Below are 20,690 nucleotides of genomic sequence, written 5' to 3'. Positions count from 1 at the left end.
TCGCAATCGAATAGGGGGTTCTCACCCCGTTTCACGCTTCCAAGAATGCCGTTGTCATACATTCGGCACAGAACAGCTCCAGGAAGTCGCGATCCGAGGTTTCGTTGCCGAGCGACGCGCGGACGTTCTCTCTGTAATCCTCCAGCAACGCCCTGAACCGGGCCATACACTCATTGCTTTTCGGCGCGGAGACCTCCTCGTCGAAAGACTTAACAAAACACTCATGCATGTTGTCCTTGATCATGTCCCTGAATACGTGAAGCACAACGCTGAGAACGGCGGTGAGAAAGTCGACCACGGTAGCGGCGGGATGCCCCTGCTGCGGGCGGCGTAAAAGTCGTCCACCTTTGCCCTTCTTTTAACGGAGGGAGGGCGGGAGGATCTTCACCGTGGATTTATATCGCAAGGTTCGTCTGGCGTCCGCACTCTTCCGTAAGCCATCGGAATACGCTCGGAGAACACCCGCCAGTGCCCTGCCGCGCTGGCGAAGAGCATGGCCTCATCCAACCACGCACCCAGGCGCTGGAAATGCTATTTGGGGCTATGTAGGTGATGCCGGATTTCTAGGTATGGCGCTACCGCAGATTCTCCGGTTCGCCGGTGTTGTCCAGATAGCGCACCTCGGCGAACTCTACGGGGTCGGCATCCGGGTCGAAGTTCGCATCGATCTGAGAAACATACCCGCTCCGAATGTCGGCAGAGACTGAAAACTGAAAGGGCGTGGCCCCATACCGTATCAACCTTGGAATGTACCGGGCGCGTGGAGCTTAACCGCCCCGGAGCCCGGCCTTGCATAGAAAAACCCAGCCTTGCACGCAAAGCCGGGTAGATGTTCAGGATCAGCCGTGGCGGTCAGCGGACAACGAACTCCGCATGCAGAGCTCCGGCGGCCTTCAGGCTTTTCAGGATGTCGATCATGTCCCGCGGCGACACACCCAGAGCATTCAGGCCTGCCACGACCTCGGAAAGAGAGGTCGTCTCCGGAACTTCAGCCAGCTGGATCCCCTCCTCTTCCTCGATGGCGGCACCGGTGCGCGGGACCGCAACCGTCTGACCGTTGGCAAACGGGTTCGGCTGCACCACCAGCGGCGTCTCTTCGATCCGCAGGGTCAGGTTGCCCTGGGCCACTGCCACGCGGGAAATTCGCACATCACTGCCCATCACAATGGTGCCGGAACGCTGATCTACCACAACCCGCGCTTTGCGCTGGGGTTCGACCAGAATGTTCTCGATCCGGCCGACCGCATGCGCTGTGGAGCGGGTCCGCGTACGGCCGATATCGACTTCCACAGTTCCGGAGTCCCGCATCAGGGCGACATTGCGGCCGAATTCATCGTTGATCGCCCTCTCAATCCGGCCGGCTGTTGTGAAATCCGGCTCGCGCAGCGCCAGCCGCATCGAAGTCAGCGAGGCCAGATCGAAATCGATCTCCCGCTCGACACGGGCGCCCGAGGGAATCACCCCCGCGGTTGGCACACCCTGGGTAACCTGGGCAGCCTCGCCCTCGGCCACGGCGCCGCCTGCAAGGATCGTGCCCTGCGCAACCGCATAGATCTGGCCGTCAGCAGCATTGAGCGGCGTCATGATCAGCGTGCCGCCCAACAGGCTCTTGGAGTCCCCGATGGCCGATACTGTCACGTCAATAGTGCTGCCAACCCGGGCAAACGGCGGCAGCGTCGCAGTCACAAAGACCGCGGCAACGTTTTTGGGCCGGAACTGCTCACCAGTCACGTTGACACCAAGCCGCTCCAGGATGTTGGACATGATTTCTTCGGTAAACGGTGAATTGCGCAGACCGTCACCGGTCCCGTCCAGGCCGACAACCAGGCCATAGCCGACCAGGTCATTGCCACGGACACCGTCGAATTCAACCAGGTCCTTGAGACGGATGGCGTTCGCCTGCGCCACCGCGGGCAGCAGGAACAGGCAAGTGAGGAGAAGGCGGAAAAATACCAGCATCAGAGGTAATTCATCAGTGAAAGACGCGAGCTGCGCGACGTGATCGTATACAGGCCTTCCAGCTGGGTCTGCGCTTCCTCCAACCGGGTGTAGGTCTCATAAGGATCGGCGGAGACCAGGTTGTTCCTGACAATACTCAGGCTGGTTTTCGAGGCCTCGTTGCGGGTATTGATCGCTTCCAGCTGCCCCTCGGTGAACCCGATATCCGCCTGCAGATCAATCAGCCTGCTTTCGCTCTCCGAAAGCTCGCTGCTGGCCTTGATCACTAGATCAACCTGCACGTCTTCGGTCAAACCCAGGCTCGGCTCGTCCGCGAGCGCTGTGATGACATAGCTTTGCAGTGTATGCTTGAGATTATCGTCATCAGCACGGACCCCAAGCGAAATCTGCTCGCCTTCGCCAACCGTGACCGGCTGCAGAGAGGTTGCCGACCCCTGGTACATGACGGTGTCGTAACCAGTTGGATCATCGAACCAGTCCTTGACCGCCTGAATGATGTCATCAGCTGTTGTCAGGCCGCCCACTTCGGCAAGAATGGCCGTCATCAGCGTATTGGCATCATTGAGCGGCTTGGTATCGGTTGCCGTGCCGGCAAATACCGTCCGGCCTCCAACAGAAGTGTTAAACAGGCTGATCGCGCTGGAAATCCTCTGATTGGCCTGGCTGCCGAATTGCTCGGCGCTGGCCTCATCCATGGCCGGCGAAATGGTCAGAATGTCATTGCGCATCGCCTGAACCTGGCTTTGCACCTTCTCCAGGCTGCCCTGCGTGGCGGTGGCAAACAGCTGCAGCTCACCGTTGGCAACCATGTAGCTGTCCAGGCGTTTCAGAGTGCTTTCAAGGTCTGCAAGATAGGTAAAATCACCGCCCAGCCGCTCGGTCAGATCAGCCGTTTTACCTGTGGCAAATTCTTCCGAGAGCGTGGTGATATTCTGTTGCAGCTCGGTATTGCGGCTGCGGAGGAAGAGGTGCTGCGCCATATCGCCGTAAGAATTGATTATCATGCGTCAGATCCTCAGAAGTGTGTCCATAAGTTCATCAATGACCGTAATCATCCGTGCATTGGCGGCATAAAACTTCTCCACCAGCATCAGGTTCTGCAGCTCGGCATCAGTATCGACGCCCAGCGCCAGTTCCGCCTGGCTCAGCTCGTTGAAACTGGTGGCGGCAAAGGTTGAGGCGCGCGATGCGGTCTCATTGTCCTGGGCAAAGCGCGACAACAGGTTTGCGCTGAGCGTTGACGCTGTCATATCCGCAGTGCCAAGCCCGACAGACGAGATCGTCCGGGTGGTGTTCAATGCGTCGGAATAGGCCTGGATCAGGCTGGAATTGCCCGGATCGCCCGGTGCCGCAGCGTAAAGCCCGTCACGGAACCGCCAAGTCTCTCCGGCGCCGTTCAAATCCACCAGGTCGTTCAGCTCAATCCGGTTGGAGATACCGGTGAAGTTTGCCGGATCATAAAACCCGCCATCATCGGTGAAAATGCCGGCATCCGTGACACCGATCGTGGCATCCAGCGCAGGGTCCTGGAAGCGCTCGATCAAGTCGGCAGCCATCGTGTCCAGATCTTCCTGGGCTTCAACCGTGGTGACATCGCGCACTTCGAATTGAGCAGTTAGCGTACCGCCGCGCAGCGGGCCGTCAGCGCTTGTGTCAATTGCCTTGCCATTGACCTCCAGCCCGGACAGCAAGCCGTTGCCCAGCGTCATATGCGGCATGATATCCCGGGCCGGCGTAAAGCTCAGCTCCGATGCCGTGTGGTCCAGCAGCATCACTCCGCCAGCGGAGTACAATGTTACCTGCCCGTTATCGCGGCGGATAACATTGACGGGGATAATTTCGTTCACCTGGTCGATCAACTGATCCCGCTGATCCTGCATCGAGACAGCATCCATACCGCCTGCTTCCACAACCATGATGCGGGCATTGAGTTTTTCGATCTCCTGAAGCGCCTGGTTGACAGTGTCGACCTGAGCGCCAATCGCATTGTCGGCAATGACTCTCAGATCGCGCAACCCTTCAGCAGTCCGGGAAATCGAGTCCGCCAGGGAACCCGCCTTTACCGCCAGATCATTCAGCCTCGGCTGTGAATCCGGCCGCGAAACCGCCTCGATCAGCGTTGATTCGAAATCCGACAGCTGCGAGGCCAGCGACATCTCGTCATCAACCGTGCCCACCAGATCGGACATCCGGTCAAAGAAATCGGATTGCACCTTGGCTGCCCCGTAATCCGCCTCGGCGACCCGGCGGTTGGAAATCAGCACCGGATCATTGAGGCGCTGAACAGACCCGACTTGGACGCCGGAGACACCGGCGCCTGGAGAGTTCAGGTCCAGAACCCGGCGCGTGTAGCCCGGGGTCAGCGCATTTGCGAGGTTCTCGGAGACCACCTGCGAGGAGCGGCTGGCCGCGGACAGCCCGCTCATTGCGCTGTTCAGCGCGGAATAGATAGACATGTTCAGCCTGCTTTCGTGAAGCCAATGTCAGAGGGCATCAAGCGCGTTAGCGCTTGATGTTGGTGGTTTCCTGCAGCATTTCGTCCACGGTCTGAATGACCTTGGCGTTGGACGAATAGGCACGCTGGGTCTGGATCATGTCCGTCAGCTCGGTCGCGACATCCACGGCCGATTCTTCCTGGGCATACCCCAGGATCTCCCCTGTCGGCCCGTCACCGGCATCCCACAGATAGAAATCGCCGGATTCGTCGGTCGGCATATAGGTTTGCGAATTGAGGGCCCGCATGCCGTTGATGTTGGACACATCCGCCAGCGGCACCTTGTAGATCACCTTGCTGTCGCCGGAGTTGTATTCGGCGATGACTTCGCCGGCTTCGTTGATCTCAACCGAGACAAAGGAACCGACCGCATTGCCGTCTTTCACCGTTGTGCCAGGCACAAACTCGTCGCCAAGCTGGCTCAGGCCGGTGTTGCCGCCGATCGTGCCGATGTTGATTTCGACCGGGCCTCCGGCGACGTTGATGGTCACAGAACCAGCCGTCGCGTCATAGGCCCCGCCGGTAACGGTGGCCACGCTGGCCAGGGATCCGCCTGTGGTGCTGCTGTCATCAAAGGTCAGCGTATACTCGCCAATGACGGCCGCACCTGTCGCGGAATCCACGATCTCCACAGTCCATTCATTGTCCGCGGCACCGGTCGGAGTATAGGTGATGGTCAGCTCTTCCGACCGGCCCATGTTATCAAAATACTGAACCACCTGCTCCTCTGCGGCGCCGGGTGCGGCAGCCAATGCGCTATCGGCGGGGAGGTTTGCTGCAAGGCTGATTTCGGTTGTCGGCTCGGCAGACAGGCGGTTGAGGTCGATGTGGATGGGCTCCAGGGCATCGTCAGTGTCGCGCGCCGCATCCGGCACGGTACCGTCCGCCAGTGCCGGCCAGCCCATCAGCACCAGGCCGGATTCCGTCGTCAGATACCCATTGGAATCGGTCCGGAAGGATCCAGTGGTGGTCAGCATCATCGTCGGATCGCCGCCGGACTCCACTTCAGTGATCGAAGCCACGGGCAGCATGCCGCGGCCGCGAACCGCAAGGTCGGTTGCATTGTTGGTTGAGACCAGCGGGCCGCGCTCGTCAATCAGGCGCACATTGGTCGCGCGCACACCGCCCGCAGAATAAGTGCCGCCAGAACCCGATAGCACCATGGAATGGAAATCGGTTTGCACCCGCTTGTACCCGCGGGTCGAGGAGTTGGCGATGTTGTCGGAAATGGAAGCCAACCGGCTGGCGTTGGCGCTCAATCCTGAAACGCCCGCGTTCAGCGACGAAGAAATGGTCATAGCACGCCTTTCTGCTGCATCTAATCATTCTGGATGCAACAGCTAGCGCAGGAGCGATTAACGGGCGGCTAACAGATAAAAATCAACCTATCTGCCAGCCGCCTCCGTCAGTGATTTCAGCGGGTTATTCGCGCAAGAGAATGATTTCGATCCGGTTGTTGCGGGCTGCCATCGGATTTGCGACCGCCAGCTTGCGGTCCGCATGGCCGGTCACCCGGTGAATCCGCTGCGCCCCCAGACCACCCGATTCGAGCAGAGTGCGGGTCTTGTCCGCCCGTGCGTGGGACAATTCCCAGACCGGGTTGTTGGCAAGCACAACCGGATGCGAGCGGATATGGCCGCCTATCGCGACGTTGCTGCCAACCCCTTCGGAGACGCGGGCAATCATTCTCACCAGATCCCGGAACAACGCGGTCGGTTCCGCCTGGCCGTCTTCGAACAGCGGCCCGTCGTCGGTGGCGAACAGCTCAATGATCAGCCCCTCGTCCGTAACCCGGGTCACGATGTGACGGGCCATCGCAGTGGAGACCATGCTTTCGCCGCCGCGTCCAGAGAGCTGCTCCGCGATCGCGCGAAGCTCGGCATCTTCCTTTTCGCGCTTTTCATCAGCCTCAACCCCGGTATCGCCCTGCGCCTGCTGCGCATCCACCGGGTTGATATCGGTTGCCCCGGTGCCGGACTGCGGCTTGATTTCCTCGGTGAACATGCTGTCCCCCTGGAAGGCGCCGTTGCCGCCGCCGGAGACCCGGCTCAGCGGAATGGACGGCGAAAAGTAATCCGCCAGGCCCTTGCGTTGTTTTTCCGTTGTCGCGTTCAGCAGCCACATCAGCAAAAAGAAAGCCATCATCGCGGTCACAAAGTCGGCATAGGCCACTTTCCACGCGCCACCGTGGTGGCCATCGCCACCGCTGACTTTTTTCTTTTTGATGATAATGGGCGCCACATTGCCTTGTGCGCTCATGTTCACCACCACTATTTCACCCATCCCCGGCATAGCAGGCGGCGCGTTAAATGGGCCTTAACAATTAAACTTGCCGGCAGTTCACCTCGGCGGCTGCCCGGGTTTCAGCGGCAGAAGCAATCCCGGCACCATGTAAACACGCCGGGGGTTGAACTTGTGCAAATGGGAACTGGAACACAATTCAGGCGGTTTGCCGGCCTCAATTGCGGAGGCGCAGAGCAAGCGGTGTGCGCACGCGCCCGCAGAGGCCCGGCCCCGGTTGTTGTCTGCCGGTGCCAATGTCCGATTATAGCGCCGTGCTGGGTCAGTGCCGCCGCCGCTGCGCGTTAGCGCAGCGCCCGGCCCAACCGCGGCGGTGCATTCCATGAATGCACCCAAGCGGGCGGGAGCCTCCGGTCTGTCAGGAGGCCCGGCTGTAGCGGACCCCTTCCGGCATATGCGCGTCAAAACCGCTTGCAATGATCCGGGTCAGCGGCCTGCCGCCGGGCAGGATCTCCAGTGCCTCATCCGTCAGGCGGACAAGCGCACCGAACCGGTCTGCAATCCGGCTCAGATCCGCCTCAAGCACATCGGTCAAGGTGCCGAAGCGCTGCTGCAGTTCTTCCCGGCCGATCCGGAATTCGCACATCAGCATCTCGATGGCGCGGCCGCGCAGCAAATCCTCTTCACTCATCACATGGCCCCGCGCCCCGCCCAGCCGGCCCGCCTCGATACGCTGCACATAGGCAGGTGTTGCCGCAGCATTCTGGACAAACCCGCCAGCGAAGCGGGAAATCGAAGAGGCGCCAAATCCGATCAGCGTAGGGCAGGTGTCATCCGTATATCCCTGGAAATTGCGCCGCAGATGGCCGCTGCCGGCCGCCGCTTCCAAACCATCGCCGGGTTTGGCGAAGTGGTCGATTCCGATCGGCGCATAGCCTGCCGCAGCAAATGCTGCCGACGCCTGCTCTGCCAGGTGGAACCGCGCGAAATCATCCGGCAGCGTCTCTTCCTTGATCAACTGCTGCCGCTTGGCGACCCAAGGCACGTGGGCATAGCCAAACAGCGCCAGCCGGTCGGGATCAAGGCTCAGGACCTTCTCCACCGTGTCCGCCATCCGTGCCGGCGTCTGGTGCGGCAGCCCATAAACCAGGTCCGCGTTGAGCGACCGGATCCCTGCCGCACGCAGCTCCTCCACACAATCCCGGGTCACGTCATAAGGCTGCTGCCGCCCAATCGCCTGCTGCACCAGCGGATCAAAATCCTGAATGCCGATACTTGCCCGGTTCATTCCTTCCGCCGCCAGCGCGGCGATCTTTTCTGCATCCACCAGCGCCGGGTCGATCTCAACCGAAAACTCCCATTCCTCCGTTTGCGGGAACACGGCCTTTACGGCCCGCGCCAGGCGGTGGATCAAGGCGGGCGGCAAAATGGTCGGAGTGCCGCCGCCCCAATGCATCCGCCCCATCCGCACGCCCTCAGGCAGCAGCGGCGCCACCAGTTTCAACTCCTGTTCCAGCGTGCCGATGTAGCTTTCCACCGGGCTCAGCGACTGGGTGCCTTGGGTGCGGCAGGCGCAGAACCAGCACAGGCGCTCGCAAAATGGAATGTGAAGATAGACCGAGACCGGCACTTCAGGATCCAGATTTTGCAGTTCGCGAACCTGATCCGCGGCACCTACGGCAGCAGAAAAGACCGGCGCGGTCGGATAAGAGGTATAGCGGGGCACCCGGCTGTCAAACAGCCCGAGGGCTTGGAGGCGGTCAATCTGTTTCATGACTGTCCTATGCCTCTTTTTCGAATCCCGCACTTTGCGCAGGATCAAACCGCGCACCGGTACGAAGTTTCTCCCTGCGGTCAGGCCGGCCGCGTCAAACCTCTGCAGACGTTCGGAAAATTCCTGCCCTCAAAGGAAATTGGAAAAAATCCCAGCACTGCGTTTTTCCGTTTGACCTCCTGTCCGACTCCACTTATACGCCCTGCTCACGACACCGGCCCAGGTGGCGGAATTGGTAGACGCGCTAGCTTCAGGTGCTAGTGTCCGTATGGACGTGGAGGTTCGAGTCCTCTCCTGGGCACCATTTTCCCGCAGCATTCACCCCTTTCGGCTCGCAACCGGAATTCCGGGCTATCGCGCCGCCTCCCGCACCAGCTGGATGAACGATTTCACCACCAGGTTCGGCTCCTCGCCGCGCTTTCGCACCAGTTTGATTTCGGACTTAAGGTCGAACATTCCGTCGCCGACTGACCGCACCCGGCCTTCACGCACCCAGATATCGGCAAAGCTCTCCGGCAAGTAGCCGATGTAGCGGCCGGTCAGCACCATCATCGCGATACCTTCGATCTGATGCGCGCTGGCGTTGGATGGCAGCCCCCGGGAGACCGGCGCCACCAGGTCCTCATTCAGATAGGCACGCTTGCAGAAATTCGCCTGCGGCAGCAGCTCCTCCACCCTTTCCGGCGTGTCTGCCGTGAACAGGGGATGGCCGCGGCTGCAATAAAGGCCGATCCGCTCGAATCCCAATGTCTCATAGATCAGCCCCGGTTTGTGCTTGTGAAACACTCCGACCCCTAGCGCGATCTGTGCATCCTGCACCGCCATCTCAATGTCATCCGGCGCCAGAGAATGCATTTCGACCTCGACCTGAGGCGCAATCCGGGTGAATTCGGCCAAGGCGCCCATGATCGGCGCCTCGTTGTTGAACACCCAGTTGTCAATCGCCGCCACCGAAAGCCGCCCCACCAGCTTGCCGCGGGTGCCGTCCACCGTCTCACCGAACTGATCCAGCGCCGCAAACAGCTTGTGCGAGGCAGCATAGACGATTTCGCCCTTGTCGGTCAGCCGGAACCCCTTGCGGCCGCGCTGGCACAGGCGCATGCCCAGCCGGGTCTCCAGATCGGCAATCTGCCGCGATATGGTGGACGCCGAGACGTTCAAAGTGATCTGCGCCGCCGAAAACCCGCGCGCCTCCACCACCGTGCAGAACACGTAGAGCAGGTGCAAATCGGCTTTGGACAGGGCGGGGGGCAGCATGGTCTCACCATACTTGTATAAGTGTAAAAGTTAAGTCTCTTAGTTTGTAATTTAATAAAAGAGAAACCCAGTCAATCCTGTCTCCCAAGCATGTAAATACTGGGAGATTGAGCAGCATGGATGCGAGCACGACAACAGCCAAACGCTGGGGGATCAACAACGACTATGCCAAGCTGACGGATGTTCTGCTGGGCAGGCCGGAGTATTTTAAATGGGTCGAAGCTGGCCCGCTGATCGGCCGTACCCTGGCCAATGCGCATAAGACAGGCGTGCAATTCGACTTGCAGCTGGCAATGAAACAGCACTCCGAAATGGTCTCGATCTACGAGGAGGCCGGCGTCACCTGCCACTATCTGGACAGCGACGAAGTTTTACACCGCAATTTCTTTGCCCGCGACAGCTCGGCGATGACCCCCTGGGGCGCGCTGATCTGCCATATGCAGCTTAAATGCCGCCGTGCCGATTACGCTACCGCGATCAAGTTCTATCAGGAAAACGATATTCCGATCTGGAAGTTCGCCACTGCGGGCCACTTCGAAGGCGGCGACTTCAACATTATCGAGCCTGGCCGGGTGCTGATTGGCTATTGCGGCGAGCGGTCCGAGAAAGAAGGCTCCGAACAGGTCGCCGAATTTGTCCGCGCCGAAGGATGGGAGGCCGTGGTGGCCCCGATCAGCCGCGAGTTTGTGCATATGGACGGGCTTATCGTGCCGCTGGCCGAGAAGCTGGCGGTGGCCTGCATCGACGCGATGGAGCCCTGGCTGGTGGATATCGTCAAAGGCTGGGGCATTGAGATCGTCGATGTTTCCTATGCCGAAGCCAAGAACCTCGGCGTGAACCTGGTGGCGCTGGGGGACGGCAAGGTACTGTCGATGGCCGGCGCCAAGGACCTCAACGCTAAAATGCGCGCCCTGGGGTTCGAGGTCTATGACCCCGACATGTCGATGTTCACCCTCGGCGGCGGCGGTGTGCATTGCCTGAGCCAGGCGCTCTGCCGCGAGGACGCATGAGCAGCAACCACCGCATAAACGGCGCCCGGCTGTGGCAGAGCATCATGGAGATGGCCAAGATTGATGCCTTGCCGGGCGGCGGCTGCGGGCGGCTCACGCTCACCGATGGCGACCTTGAAGCCCGCGAATTGTTCACCCGCTGGTGCGAGGATGCGGGGTGCACGGTTACCTTTGACCGGCTGGGTAACATGTTTGCCCGCCGCGAGGGCCGCGATCCCGACGCGCTGCCGATTGCCATCGGCAGCCACCTGGACACCCAGCCGAACGGCGGCAAGTTCGATGGTGTCTATGGCGTGCTTGCGGGCCTCGAGGTGGTGCGCACACTGAACGATCTGGGGCTGGAAACCGATGCCCCGATCGAGGTGGTCAACTGGACCAACGAGGAAGGCGCGCGCTTTGCCCCGGCGATGCTGTGCTCCGGCGTCTATGCCGGGCTGTTCGATCTGGAGTTTGCCCTCAGCCGCGAAGATGCCGACGGCCTGCGGTTCAGCGATGAGCTGGAACGTATCGCCTACGCCGGATCGGAACCCTGTGGCGCGCACCAGTTCGGCGCCTTTTTGGAAGCCCATATCGAGCAGGGTCCGGTGCTGGAGGCCAATAACGAGGTGATCGGCGTGGTCACCGGCGGCCAGGGCCAGCGCTGGTATGATGTCACAGTGTCCGGGCGCGACGCCCATTCCGGCTCCACCCCGATGCCCGGGCGCAGCGACGCGCTGGTGGCCGTGGCCAGGCTCATCCAAGAGGTGCAGCGGATCGCCCTGGCCTATGGCCCCGACGGCGTTGGCACCGTCGGCGAGCTGCATGTCAGCCCGAATTCCCGCAACACCATCCCCGGCGAGGTCCGCTTTACCATCGACTTCCGCCACCCCGACGACGCGGTGCTGAGCGGCATGGACAACGCAATCCGCCGCGCCGCCGCCGAGGAGCAGGAGGCAGACGTCGCGCTGGACATGATCTGGCACAATCCACCGGTGAAGTTCGATGCCGCTTGCATCACTGCCATCGAATCCGCGGCCAAGAACAGCGGTTTGCCCTGGCGCAGGATGGTGTCGGGCGCAGGCCACGACGCCTGCCAGGTGGCGCGCAAAGTGCCCACCGCGATGGTCTTTGTGCCCTGCCGCGGCGGCCTCAGCCACAACGAGGCCGAATGGGCCGAACCGGACCACCTGGAGGCCGGGTGCAATGTTCTGCTGCAGGCCGCCCTCACACTCTCAAAACAAATGGCCCCGGCAACGTGATCACGCGCCGGGTGCTCAAACAAAAACAAAGTGATCATCCAACAAGGGAGAAGAAACATGAAAACAGCAAAGACACCGGTCAAGACACTGGCCGCCGCCGCATTGGCGGCCGCCCTCGGCAGCACCGCTATGGCGCAGGACGTGGTGATCGGGGTGCCGAACTGGGCCTCTGTCCGCGGCACCGCGCATATCCTGAAAGTGGCGCTGGAAGATAACCTCGGCCTGTCAGTCGAGCTGCAGAACGGCACCAACCCGATCATCTTCGAGGCGATGGATTCCGGCGCCATGCATGTCCACCCGGAGGTCTGGCTGCCAAACCAGCAGAACCTGCACGACACTTTTGTCTCCGGCAAGGGCACCGTGGCGCTGAACCCGAACGCCGTTCTGTCCGACCAGCAGATCTGCGTCACCAAGGACACCCAGGAGCGCACCGGCATTTCGGCGCTCAGCGATCTGACCGACCCGGACATGGCCGCCAACTTCGACACCGACGGCGACGGCCGCGGCGAGATGTGGATCGGCGGGGCCGGCTGGGCTTCGACCAATGTCGAGAAGATCCGCGCCAAATCCTATGGCTACTCCGAGACCATGAACCTGATGGAGATGGACGAGACCCTGGCGCTGGCCCAGGTCGACAACGCGGTGGCGCAGGGGCAGAACATCGTCTTTTACTGCTACACGCCGCACCACATGTTCTCGCTCTACGACCTGGTGCCGCTGACCGAGCCCGCCTATGACGCCGCTGAATGGGATGTGAAGCAGCCCACTGACGACCCGAACTGGCTGGAAAACTCCAAGGCCGGCACCGCCTGGGACGCCGCCAAGCTGCATGTGTTCTATGCCGCAGGCCTGGCCGACAGCCAGCCGGAAGCGGCGGATATGCTGGGCAAGGTGAAGCTCACCACCGAACAGGTGAACGCAGTGGTCTACGCGCTGTCCGTTGACGGCCAGGACCCGGCGGAATTTGCCCGCAAATGGGTCGATGAAAATGCCGATCTGGTGGACTCCTGGTTCCAGTAACCCACGGAACCAAAGGGCCACTGGCGGGCGGCGCGGCTGCCCGCCAAACGAACCGGGACATCCGGAGACTGAGCTTATGACTGACAATGTGATCACGCTGGACGGCGTGTGGAAAATATTCGGCAACAACGCCGATGCCGCGATGGCGGCAATCCGCGAACGGGGCCTGGGCAAGTCCGAGGTGCTGGAGGAATTCAACTGCGTGGTCGGTATCGCCGATGTGTCCTTTGAGGTGAAACGCGGCGAGATCTTCTGTGTGATGGGGCTGTCGGGTTCCGGCAAATCCACCATGGTGCGCCACCTGAACCGGCTGATCGAACCCACCGCGGGCAATATCTCGGTGATGGGCCGCGACATGCTGACCCTGTCGGACGCTGACTTGCGCGAGATGCGGGCGATGAACATCGGCATGGTGTTCCAGCACATGGCGCTCTTGCCGCACCGCACCGTGCGCGACAATGTGGGCTTCCCGCTGCAGGTGCGCGGTGAGCCGAAATCCACCCGCTGGGAAGTGTCGCAGCGCTGCCTGGACAAGGTGAACCTGACGGGATTTGAGGATCGCTTCCCGCGCGAGCTGTCCGGCGGCATGCAGCAGCGTGTCGGCCTGGCCCGGGCACTGGCCTCGGACCCGGATGTGCTGCTGATGGATGAGCCCTTCTCAGCCCTCGACCCGCTGATCCGCCGCCAGCTGCAGGACCAGTTCATGAAGCTGTCCGCAGAGCTGAACAAGACCACCGTCTTCATCACCCACGACCTGGACGAGGCGATCCGCATCGGCAACCGCATTGCCATCATGAAGGACGGCCGCATCGTCCAGATCGGCACGCCGGAGGAAATCGTCACCCAGCCCGCCGACGACTATGTGCGCGACTTTGTCGAGGGCATCTCCAAGCTGAAACTGGTCTTTGCCCATTCGATCATGGTGCCGATCAGCGAATACACTCCCACCCGCCCGGTGGATTTCGACGAAAGCCCGCGGGCCCATCACGGCACCGATCTGGACCAGCTGATCGACATCGCAACCTCGACCGAAAATGTGATTGTCATCACCGGCGATGACGGCGCCGACATCGGGGTGGTCGACCGGGCCACCCTCTTGAAAGGCATTCAGGGGGGCAAGGCATGAAGGATACAGCCATCGAAACGCATAGCCTCAGCGTCGAAGAGTTCGCCGCTGAAAACGGCCCCTACTACGCCCGCGAATTCGCCCGCATCCAGGGCAAGACCGGCTTTGCCTGGTCCTGGAACACCATGGCCGCGGTCTGCGGTCCTTTGTGGGGTGCAGCCCGCGGGGCCTGGGGCTTTTTCTGGATGTTCCTGGTTCTGGAGCTGTTTGCCCTGGTGCAGATCGGCCGCGGGTTGTGGGGCGAGCTTGGCGCCGACCAGCTGGCCCGCTATGAGCGGCTGCTCGCCAATATCGCCAAACGCGAGGCGCAGGCGGCCGACCTGACCGCTGCCGGTGACGCCGCCGGTGCGGCCTCGAAACTCAAGATCGCAGACAACCTGCGCGCCGCCGCCGACAAGGCGCTGGAGGCCGCCAATGCCGCCAACAGCACGGCGCTGGCCATCCTGTTCACCGGCCTGATCCTGATGGCGCTGATCAAACTGGCCGAAGGGTTTTATGCCAACACCGCTTACGAGGCCCAGTACCTGCGCTGGCGCTCGGGCCAGAAGGCGCAGTCGGGCCTCAGCCGCAACGGGCTGATCTTCGGCGCCATCGGCCTCTTGGCAATCTGGCCGCTCACATTGGTGCGCTTCACCGTTGCCAAACCGGATGAGGCCATGGCGGGTGTCACCGGCGGCCTCTTGGGTGAGCGCCTGCCGATCACCGAGTTCCCGGTCGGCAAGGAATATTTCGCCGCGCTGTCCAAGAAAGGGGATGCTGGTTTCGACTGGCTGGCCAACAACTTCGGCGATGTCTTCGACGGGGTGACCGCAGGTATCCGCTGGGTGCTGGACGGGCTGGAAGTGCTGCTGATCCAGACCCCCTGGCCGGTGGTGATGTTTGTGACCGTGGTCATGGCGCTGCGCCTGGCCGGCCCGCGCGTGGCGATCTTTACGGCTGCCTCGCTCGCCTACCTCGCCTTCATGGGCCTGTGGGAGCTGGCGATGATCACCGTGGCGCTGATTGGCGCCGGCGCCTTCCTCTGTGTGGCAATCGGCATTCCGCTCGGCATCTGGTTCGGCAAGTCCAAGCGCGCCTATGCGATTGCAGAACCGGTGCTGGATTTCATGCAGACCATGCCGGCCTTCGTCTACCTGATCCCGATCATCGCCTTCTTCGGTACCGGTAAACCGCCGGGGGTGCTGGCCACCCTGGTCTTTGCGATGCCGCCGGTGATCCGCCTGACCGCCCTCGGCATGCGCGGCGTGCCGGAGGCCACCAAGGAAGCCGCCGTCGCCTTCGGCTGCTCGCGCCGCCAGCTCTTGTTCAATGTCGAGCTGCCGCTGGCGCTGCCCTCGATCATGACCGGCATCAATCAGACCATCCTGATGTCGCTGTCGATGGTGGTGATCGCCTCGCTGATCGGTGCCGAAGGGCTGGGCGCCCTGATCCTGGAAGCGCTGCAGTACGCAGCCAAAGGCCAGGGCCTCTTGGGCGGTCTCGCCATCCTGTTCTGCGCCATGGTCATCGACCGGATCGCACAAGGCGCCTACCGCAAGAAAACCGGCGAAAGCTGACCCCTCTCCCCCGGGCTGTTCCCGGACTGCCCCGGTGCTGCACCTTTGGCATCGGGGCTCTTTTCCCTAACACGCAGGACCGAAAATGGCTGACGAGCACCTGAAATCCATGATGGAGAACCTCTACTGGTGGGGCATCCCCACCATGTTCCGCTGCCCTAACGAAGAACCCCAGGGCCAGGACATCGCCCTGGTCGGGGTGCCCCATTCCACCGGCAACGGCACCACCGAGCGCGACCAGCACCTGGGCCCCCGCGCGCTGCGCAACGTCTCTGCCGTCGGGCGCCGAATGCATGGCGAGTTCCGGCTGAACCCTTGGGAAGCCGCAAAGATCGCCGACATCGGCGACGTGCCCTTCCCCCGCGCCAATGACAACGAGGACTGCATCGAGCAGATCACCCGCTTTTACCAAGAGATCGACGCAGCCGGCGCCCGCCCGGTCTCCATCGGCGGCGACCACTCGATCACCGGCGGCATCGTGCAGGCCATCGGCTGCGGCAAGATCACCAAGGGCGAGCCGGTCTGCTTCCTGCATTTCGACGCCCATACGGATGTTTTCACCAAGGTCGACCACTTCCTGGGCGCCAAGAAATCCGCCGCCCATTGGGGCGCCTATCTGGTGGATCAGGGCAAGGTCGACCCGCATCATTCCATGCAGATCGGCATCCGCGGCCATGCCCGCACCCTGGACTGGCTGGAGCCGTCGTATGACTATGGCTACAACGTTGTCACCATGAAGGAATTCCGAAAGCGCGGGGTCGAGGATGTGGTGGCACAGATCAAGGAAGCGATGGCAGGGCGGCCGGTCTATATCACCTTCGATCTCGACAGCCTGGACCCGGCGATTGCGCCGGCCGTGTCCAACCTGGAGCCGGGGGAGAAGGGCTTTGACATCGACGAGGCGGTTGCCCTGCTACACGCGGTGCGCGGCATGAACATCGTCGGGGGCGATATCGTCTGCATGATGCCGACCAAGGACAGTCCCAACCAGATCACCGCCCTGACCGCCTCGGCCATCATGTTCGAGATGATCTCTATGATTGCGGAAAACGTACAGAACGGAGCAACAGCATGACCCCAACAGGCGATGACTTCTTTCAGCCGGTCTCCGCGATGGATCTGCCCCGCTTTGCCGGAGTGCCGACCTTCATGCGGCTGCCGTCGCTGACCCCGGACCATGCGCGCTATGGCGACGTGCAGATGGGGATGGTCGGTGTTCCTTGGGACGGCGGCACCACCAACCGTCCCGGTGCCCGCCACGGGCCGCGGCAGCTGCGGGATTACTCCACCATGATCCGGGCGATGAACCCGGTCACCGGCGTGAACCCCTTTGCCACCGTCAACTGCGCCGATCTGGGCGATGTGCCGCCCAACCCGGTCGACATCCAGGACAGCCTGGAGCGGATCACCGCCTATTACAGCGGCTTCAAGGCGGCTGGCATCACCCCGATGACCGCCGGCGGCGACCATCTGATCACCCTGCCGATCCTCCGCGCGCTGGCGGCAGACGGCCCGCTGGGGCTGGTCCAGTTCGACAGCCATACCGACCTCTTCGACAGCTACTTCGGCGGCTACAAGTATACTCACGGCACCCCGTTCCGCCGTGCCGTGGAAGAAGGGCTGGTCGATCCAAAACGCTTTGTCCAGGTCGGCATCCGCGGCACCGCCTATAACACCGAGGATATCGAGTGGGGCCTGGATCAAGGCATCCGCATCATCCGGGTGGAAGAGCTGTTCGACCGCGGCATCAAGGACGTGATGGAGGAAGTGCGCGGCATCCTTGGCAGCCATCCAACCTATTGCACCTATGACATCGACTTTGTCGACCCCACCTATGCGCCCGGCACCGGCACGCCCGAGATCGGCGGCCCTAACAGCTTCCAGGCGCAGCAGGTGATCCGCGAACTGGCCGGCGTCAACCTGATCGGCGCCGATCTGGTCGAAGTGGCGCCGCCCTTTGACGAGAGCGGCAGCACCGCCTGGCTGGGCATCTCGCTGATGTTTGAACTCATGTGCGCGCTGTCGCAGGCCATGGCCGCCCGCGGCAAGTGACGGCGAAGGGGAGGCCTGGTACGGCTGCTCCACCTCCTTAGCCTGCTTGCGAAACAGAACCGTGACGCCGGGCAGCCGCCCGCAAAGCTGTGCGGGCAAAATACCTGACCGTTGCTGAGCGTTTCCGTTTGACGCCTCCGTTAAACAGGCATATACGCGCCCCACACGACACCGGCCCAGGTGGCGGAATTGGTAGACGCGCTAGCTTCAGGTGCTAGTGTCCGTATGGACGTGGAGGTTCGAGTCCTCTCCTGGGCACCATTTTCCCGGCAAGACACTGTTTTGGCAGCCTGCCCGCGCAGGGCCCGGCTTTCCGCCGCAAACCGCAGGATCGCCACTTGCGCGGGGCTGGCGCCTTGTTTAAACGAGCAGCACTGCTTCCCGCCGCAGGCAGCAAGCAGTGCCGCTGTAGCTCAGCTGGTAGAGCACGTCATTCGTAATGATGGGGTCGGGGGTTCGAGTCCCTTCAGCGGCACCAATTCTTCCAAGGGCTTGCAGTTTCCCGCCAACACCAGGGCCGGTTTGTGAAGCCCATTTGCAGCAATGTTCTGTTGTGCGCCGCAGCGAGGCGCTGCACTCCCCTAAACGACAAGCGGACGATGCCGAAGCTGGCCAGGCTCCCCGGTGACGACCGTTGTGCGTGCCTGCGTCTTCAGCCCGTGCCTGCAGACCCGGTAAATCCGTTTCAGCAAGGACATCAGTGTCTCCGGCAAATCGCCGTGGCGCGAGCGGCAGTTGCATCCTGCTGTGCGGCCGCTGGCCGTCAGCGAAAACCAGAAGAGATTTATTCCAGCGGCCACCAGGGACGATGCGCCGAGCCCGGCGCAGGTGTCATCCTTGCTGCCAATTTCAGAGCGAAGGCTTCCGCCCGCGCGTTGCACAGACACCGTCATGATACCGGGTGCCAACCTACTGCGGCACCTCAATGATCCTCCAATACCTATCTATCATATTGACAAGTTTAAGAAAATCACGACCGGCAGTTTCCTTGCAGATAAAGCCGGCCACATTCAGATTGTACGCCGCGATTTTATCCTCTTCGGTCTTTGATGTGGTAAGCATAAAGACAAGAGACTGCTTCAAACCCGGATCCTTGCGCAGTTCCCCAACCAGCTCGATACCATTCATCCGGGGCATATTGATATCAACCAGCAACATGAATGGTGGCGCAATGCCAGCCTCGCCTTTGCCGCCGCGCAGAAACTCCAGCGCGTCCAGCCCGTCATGAGCGCGGTAGATCCTGTTGCTGATCCTGACCTTCTTGAAAGCCCTCTCAACCGCTTTGGCATCGCCATCGTCATCCTCCACCAGCAGGAGGTTCAGCGGTTTGGCCTGGCTATCACCGGCTTGGATGGGCGTCATGGGAAAAACCTTGTTGTTGGGGGGCGGCGGCGTTGATGTGCTTCGGCCAGGAAAACGTGAAAGTGCTACCGCGGCCGGCTGCGGAGTCCAGGGTTATTTCCTGACCGTAGCATTCCATGTTCTTGCGAACCATTGCGAGCCCCATGCCGCTGCCTTCAACGCGGTCTCGCGGTTGCAAGGTCGTGAACATCTTGAAGACTTTGTCGTGAAACTGCGGGTCAATTCCGGGCCCGTCGTCCGCAACCGAGAACAAGTATTTAGCACCGGCTTCCTGCATGGAGACGGCAATGCTGCCCGTGTCCTTGTCGTGATGCTTGATCGCGTTGTTGATGAGGTTGGCGAAAATCTGTTTCAAGGGCATCAGGGGCAGCTCAACCTGTGAAAGAGCACCATCGACCTCAAAGCTGAAGCCTGCGGGAATGTCGCTCAGCAAAAGCGCCTCCCTGATCAATTTGTCTCCAGTGAGGATTTCCCCGCCCCGCCTGCCCGGCCGCCGTCCGATCCGGGAATATTCCAGCAGGTCGTCCAGCAGCCTTTCCATCCGCAGGACACGGCTGCGCATAAGCCCGATGTTTTCCCGGCTCTCTTCATCCAGCCGGCCCTCCAGGTCTTCTTCAAGCCAGCGCGAGGCATTGTCGATGACCCGCAACGGGGCCTTCAGATCGTGGGAGGCGACATAGGCGAAGTTGTCCAGCTCGCGGTTAGATTTCTCGAGCATTTGGATCATGATCTCGCGTTCTTCTTGCGCCTGCTTGCGGTCGCTGATGTCGCGCACCATACCGCAGTACAGAATCCGGCCGTCGGTTTTCACCTCGCTAACTGACAAATCCATCGGAAAGGTGGAGCCATCCTTGCGCAGGCCGCATACTTCCCGCCCGATGCCGATAATCTTCTTTTGCCCGGTTTGGCGGTAACTCTTCAGGCGCCCGTCATGCGCGCTGCGAAAGGGTTCCGGCATCAGCATGCTGATATTGCGGCCGGAAATTTCGGCAACAGTGTAGCCGAAGATATCCTTGCAGGCCGCATTGCACCCCTGCACGATGCCATCAGCGTCAATGGTTATGATACCATCCACGGCGCTTTCGAGAACCGCTTCAAGTTCCCCTTCCAGAGACACTTCCGTCAGTTTCTGTGACCGGATTATGGCTGCCACTACCCAAAGCGCCAGGACGGAAAGCCCTCGGTTCAGAAGAACCACATGTGCCGGCGCCGCAGCCACCGGGCTTTGCAGATAGCCCGCGATTGTCAGCAGGGTTGCGAGCGTTGCAAAAACATAGGGCAGGCCCGGGTTCTTCCACCAGGCCGCCGTGAGAATGAACACAACGTAAGCAAGACCGCCTGCCACGCCAAGCGGTGTCAAGAAGTCGAAAACCGCACCAGCAGCGGCAAGGCCGAAGGACACTGCCGCGAGCCAGCAGTTCCTGGCACACCAGCCGTGCCCCGGCGGCACGGAGGTTCCCTTGCTGGCTGCTGACATATTGTTTCGCTCTCCCTTCGCAGGCCCGCCGCAGCTGATCGCTTACTTGCTTCGCGCGTCCGAATTACAGGCCACACTTCCGAACTGGCTCCAGATGCACAGTATTCTCTTATAATTATCTTGG

At 61.4% G+C, this 20,690-nt stretch carries 17 protein-coding genes and 3 tRNA genes; 10 read left to right on the top strand and 10 right to left on the bottom strand.

The features are described from left to right. Positions 1-31 precede the first annotated feature (31 nt). The 7 genes from ACXAEH_RS15265 to hemN form a co-directional block, all read right to left on the bottom strand. Positions 32-244, bottom strand: coding sequence for a hypothetical protein (locus ACXAEH_RS15265; RefSeq protein ID WP_475033957.1), 213 nt, complete (start codon positions 242-244; stop codon positions 32-34). A 608-nt stretch (positions 245-852) separates the two neighbouring features. Next, a complete protein-coding gene (locus tag ACXAEH_RS15260; protein ID WP_475033955.1) occupies positions 853-1,959 on the bottom strand; it encodes a flagellar basal body P-ring protein FlgI in 1,107 nt (368 codons plus the stop codon). Then, positions 1,959-2,963, bottom strand: a complete 1,005-nt coding sequence (locus tag ACXAEH_RS15255; protein ID WP_475033954.1) for a flagellin — start codon at positions 2,961-2,963, stop codon at positions 1,959-1,961. Before ACXAEH_RS15255 ends, ACXAEH_RS15260 begins: the two co-directional genes overlap by 1 nt. 3 nt (positions 2,964-2,966) lie before the next feature. Continuing rightward, the gene (gene flgK, locus ACXAEH_RS15250) at positions 2,967-4,415 is read right to left on the bottom strand and encodes a flagellar hook-associated protein FlgK (protein ID WP_475033952.1); all 1,449 of its coding nucleotides are present in this window, start codon (positions 4,413-4,415) and stop codon (positions 2,967-2,969) included. A gap of 46 nt (positions 4,416-4,461) precedes the next feature. After that, positions 4,462-5,751 (bottom strand): flagellar hook protein FlgE, encoded by a 1,290-nt coding sequence (locus tag ACXAEH_RS15245; RefSeq protein WP_475033951.1) that lies wholly within the window; start codon positions 5,749-5,751, stop codon positions 4,462-4,464. Between the two features lie 124 nt (positions 5,752-5,875). Then, the gene (locus ACXAEH_RS15240) at positions 5,876-6,712 is read right to left on the bottom strand and encodes a flagellar motor protein MotB (protein ID WP_475035593.1); all 837 of its coding nucleotides are present in this window, start codon (positions 6,710-6,712) and stop codon (positions 5,876-5,878) included. Positions 6,713-7,112: 400 nt separating this feature from the next. Next, complete coding sequence (gene hemN / locus ACXAEH_RS15235) at positions 7,113-8,468, bottom strand: oxygen-independent coproporphyrinogen III oxidase (RefSeq protein WP_475033949.1); 1,356 nt, start codon at positions 8,466-8,468, stop codon at positions 7,113-7,115. Between the two features lie 217 nt (positions 8,469-8,685). Here hemN and ACXAEH_RS15230 point away from each other — a divergent pair. Beyond that, positions 8,686-8,772, top strand: a tRNA-Leu gene (locus ACXAEH_RS15230). A gap of 47 nt (positions 8,773-8,819) precedes the next feature. Here the strand turns inward: ACXAEH_RS15230 and ACXAEH_RS15225 are convergent. Beyond that, positions 8,820-9,725 carry a LysR family transcriptional regulator gene (locus ACXAEH_RS15225; protein ID WP_475033947.1) on the bottom strand — a complete coding sequence of 302 codons (906 nt, stop codon included), beginning with the start codon at positions 9,723-9,725 and terminating at the stop codon, positions 8,820-8,822. A 116-nt stretch (positions 9,726-9,841) separates the two neighbouring features. Here ACXAEH_RS15225 and ACXAEH_RS15220 point away from each other — a divergent pair, with 116 nt between their 5' ends. The 9 genes from ACXAEH_RS15220 (at position 9,842) to ACXAEH_RS15180 (ending at position 18,205) form a co-directional block, all read left to right on the top strand. Then, a complete protein-coding gene (locus tag ACXAEH_RS15220; RefSeq protein ID WP_475033945.1) occupies positions 9,842-10,735 on the top strand; it encodes a dimethylarginine dimethylaminohydrolase family protein in 894 nt (297 codons plus the stop codon). Beyond that, complete coding sequence (locus tag ACXAEH_RS15215; protein ID WP_475033944.1) at positions 10,732-11,973, top strand: Zn-dependent hydrolase; 1,242 nt, start codon at positions 10,732-10,734, stop codon at positions 11,971-11,973. Before ACXAEH_RS15220 ends, ACXAEH_RS15215 begins: the two co-directional genes overlap by 4 nt. Positions 11,974-12,102: 129 nt before the next feature. Continuing rightward, positions 12,103-12,993: an ABC transporter substrate-binding protein gene (locus ACXAEH_RS15210; protein WP_475035591.1), complete on the top strand. Its 891-nt coding sequence runs from the start codon at positions 12,103-12,105 to the stop codon at positions 12,991-12,993. A 76-nt stretch (positions 12,994-13,069) separates the two neighbouring features. Then, the gene (locus ACXAEH_RS15205) at positions 13,070-14,119 is read left to right on the top strand and encodes a quaternary amine ABC transporter ATP-binding protein (protein WP_475033942.1); all 1,050 of its coding nucleotides are present in this window, start codon (positions 13,070-13,072) and stop codon (positions 14,117-14,119) included. Further along, on the top strand, positions 14,116-15,675 hold the full coding sequence (locus tag ACXAEH_RS15200; RefSeq protein ID WP_475033941.1) for an ABC transporter permease: 1,560 nt from the start codon (positions 14,116-14,118) through the stop codon (positions 15,673-15,675). Before ACXAEH_RS15205 ends, ACXAEH_RS15200 begins: the two co-directional genes overlap by 4 nt. Positions 15,676-15,760: 85 nt before the next feature. Further along, a complete protein-coding gene (locus tag ACXAEH_RS15195; protein WP_475033939.1) occupies positions 15,761-16,750 on the top strand; it encodes an arginase family protein in 990 nt (329 codons plus the stop codon). Further along, a complete protein-coding gene (speB, locus tag ACXAEH_RS15190; RefSeq protein ID WP_475033937.1) occupies positions 16,747-17,727 on the top strand; it encodes an agmatinase in 981 nt (326 codons plus the stop codon). The genes ACXAEH_RS15195 and speB overlap by 4 nt, the downstream gene beginning before the upstream one ends. A 174-nt stretch (positions 17,728-17,901) precedes the next feature. Beyond that, positions 17,902-17,988, top strand: a tRNA-Leu gene (locus ACXAEH_RS15185). A 141-nt stretch (positions 17,989-18,129) separates the two neighbouring features. Next, positions 18,130-18,205 (top strand) — tRNA-Thr (locus ACXAEH_RS15180). Positions 18,206-18,636: 431 nt separating this feature from the next. Here ACXAEH_RS15180 and ACXAEH_RS15175 read toward each other — a convergent pair. Both ACXAEH_RS15175 and ACXAEH_RS15170 read right to left on the bottom strand, forming a co-directional pair. Then, entirely contained in the window at positions 18,637-19,089 is a 453-nt protein-coding gene (locus tag ACXAEH_RS15175; protein WP_475033935.1) for a response regulator, read from the bottom strand. Then, positions 19,067-20,566, bottom strand: coding sequence for a sensor histidine kinase (locus ACXAEH_RS15170; RefSeq protein ID WP_475033933.1), 1,500 nt, complete (start codon positions 20,564-20,566; stop codon positions 19,067-19,069). The genes ACXAEH_RS15175 and ACXAEH_RS15170 overlap by 23 nt, the downstream gene beginning before the upstream one ends. Between the last annotated feature and the right edge of the window lie 124 nt (positions 20,567-20,690).

This window comes from Leisingera sp. ABM4_060 (genome assembly GCF_056158765.1).
This window is presented reverse-complemented; position numbering and strand designations above follow the sequence as displayed.

Coding starts and splice junctions, on each gene's coding strand:
- ACXAEH_RS15265 (WP_475033957.1), bottom strand. CDS start 244: ATGATCAAGGACAACATGCATGAGTGTTTTGTTAAGTCTTTCGACGAG.
- ACXAEH_RS15260 (WP_475033955.1), bottom strand. CDS start 1,959: ATGCTGGTATTTTTCCGCCTTCTCCTCACTTGCCTGTTCCTGCTGCCC.
- ACXAEH_RS15255 (WP_475033954.1), bottom strand. CDS start 2,963: ATGATAATCAATTCTTACGGCGATATGGCGCAGCACCTCTTCCTCCGC.
- flgK (WP_475033952.1), bottom strand. CDS start 4,415: ATGTCTATCTATTCCGCGCTGAACAGCGCAATGAGCGGGCTGTCCGCG.
- ACXAEH_RS15245 (WP_475033951.1), bottom strand. CDS start 5,751: ATGACCATTTCTTCGTCGCTGAACGCGGGCGTTTCAGGATTGAGCGCC.
- ACXAEH_RS15240 (WP_475035593.1), bottom strand. CDS start 6,712: ATGAGCGCACAAGGCAATGTGGCGCCCATTATCATCAAAAAGAAAAAA.
- hemN (WP_475033949.1), bottom strand. CDS start 8,468: ATGAAACAGATTGACCGCCTCCAAGCCCTCGGGCTGTTTGACAGCCGG.
- ACXAEH_RS15225 (WP_475033947.1), bottom strand. CDS start 9,725: ATGCTGCCCCCCGCCCTGTCCAAAGCCGATTTGCACCTGCTCTACGTG.
- ACXAEH_RS15220 (WP_475033945.1), top strand. CDS start 9,842: ATGGATGCGAGCACGACAACAGCCAAACGCTGGGGGATCAACAACGAC.
- ACXAEH_RS15215 (WP_475033944.1), top strand. CDS start 10,732: ATGAGCAGCAACCACCGCATAAACGGCGCCCGGCTGTGGCAGAGCATC.
- ACXAEH_RS15210 (WP_475035591.1), top strand. CDS start 12,103: ATGGCGCAGGACGTGGTGATCGGGGTGCCGAACTGGGCCTCTGTCCGC.
- ACXAEH_RS15205 (WP_475033942.1), top strand. CDS start 13,070: ATGACTGACAATGTGATCACGCTGGACGGCGTGTGGAAAATATTCGGC.
- ACXAEH_RS15200 (WP_475033941.1), top strand. CDS start 14,116: ATGAAGGATACAGCCATCGAAACGCATAGCCTCAGCGTCGAAGAGTTC.
- ACXAEH_RS15195 (WP_475033939.1), top strand. CDS start 15,761: ATGGCTGACGAGCACCTGAAATCCATGATGGAGAACCTCTACTGGTGG.
- speB (WP_475033937.1), top strand. CDS start 16,747: ATGACCCCAACAGGCGATGACTTCTTTCAGCCGGTCTCCGCGATGGAT.
- ACXAEH_RS15175 (WP_475033935.1), bottom strand. CDS start 19,089: ATGACGCCCATCCAAGCCGGTGATAGCCAGGCCAAACCGCTGAACCTC.
- ACXAEH_RS15170 (WP_475033933.1), bottom strand. CDS start 20,566: ATGTCAGCAGCCAGCAAGGGAACCTCCGTGCCGCCGGGGCACGGCTGG.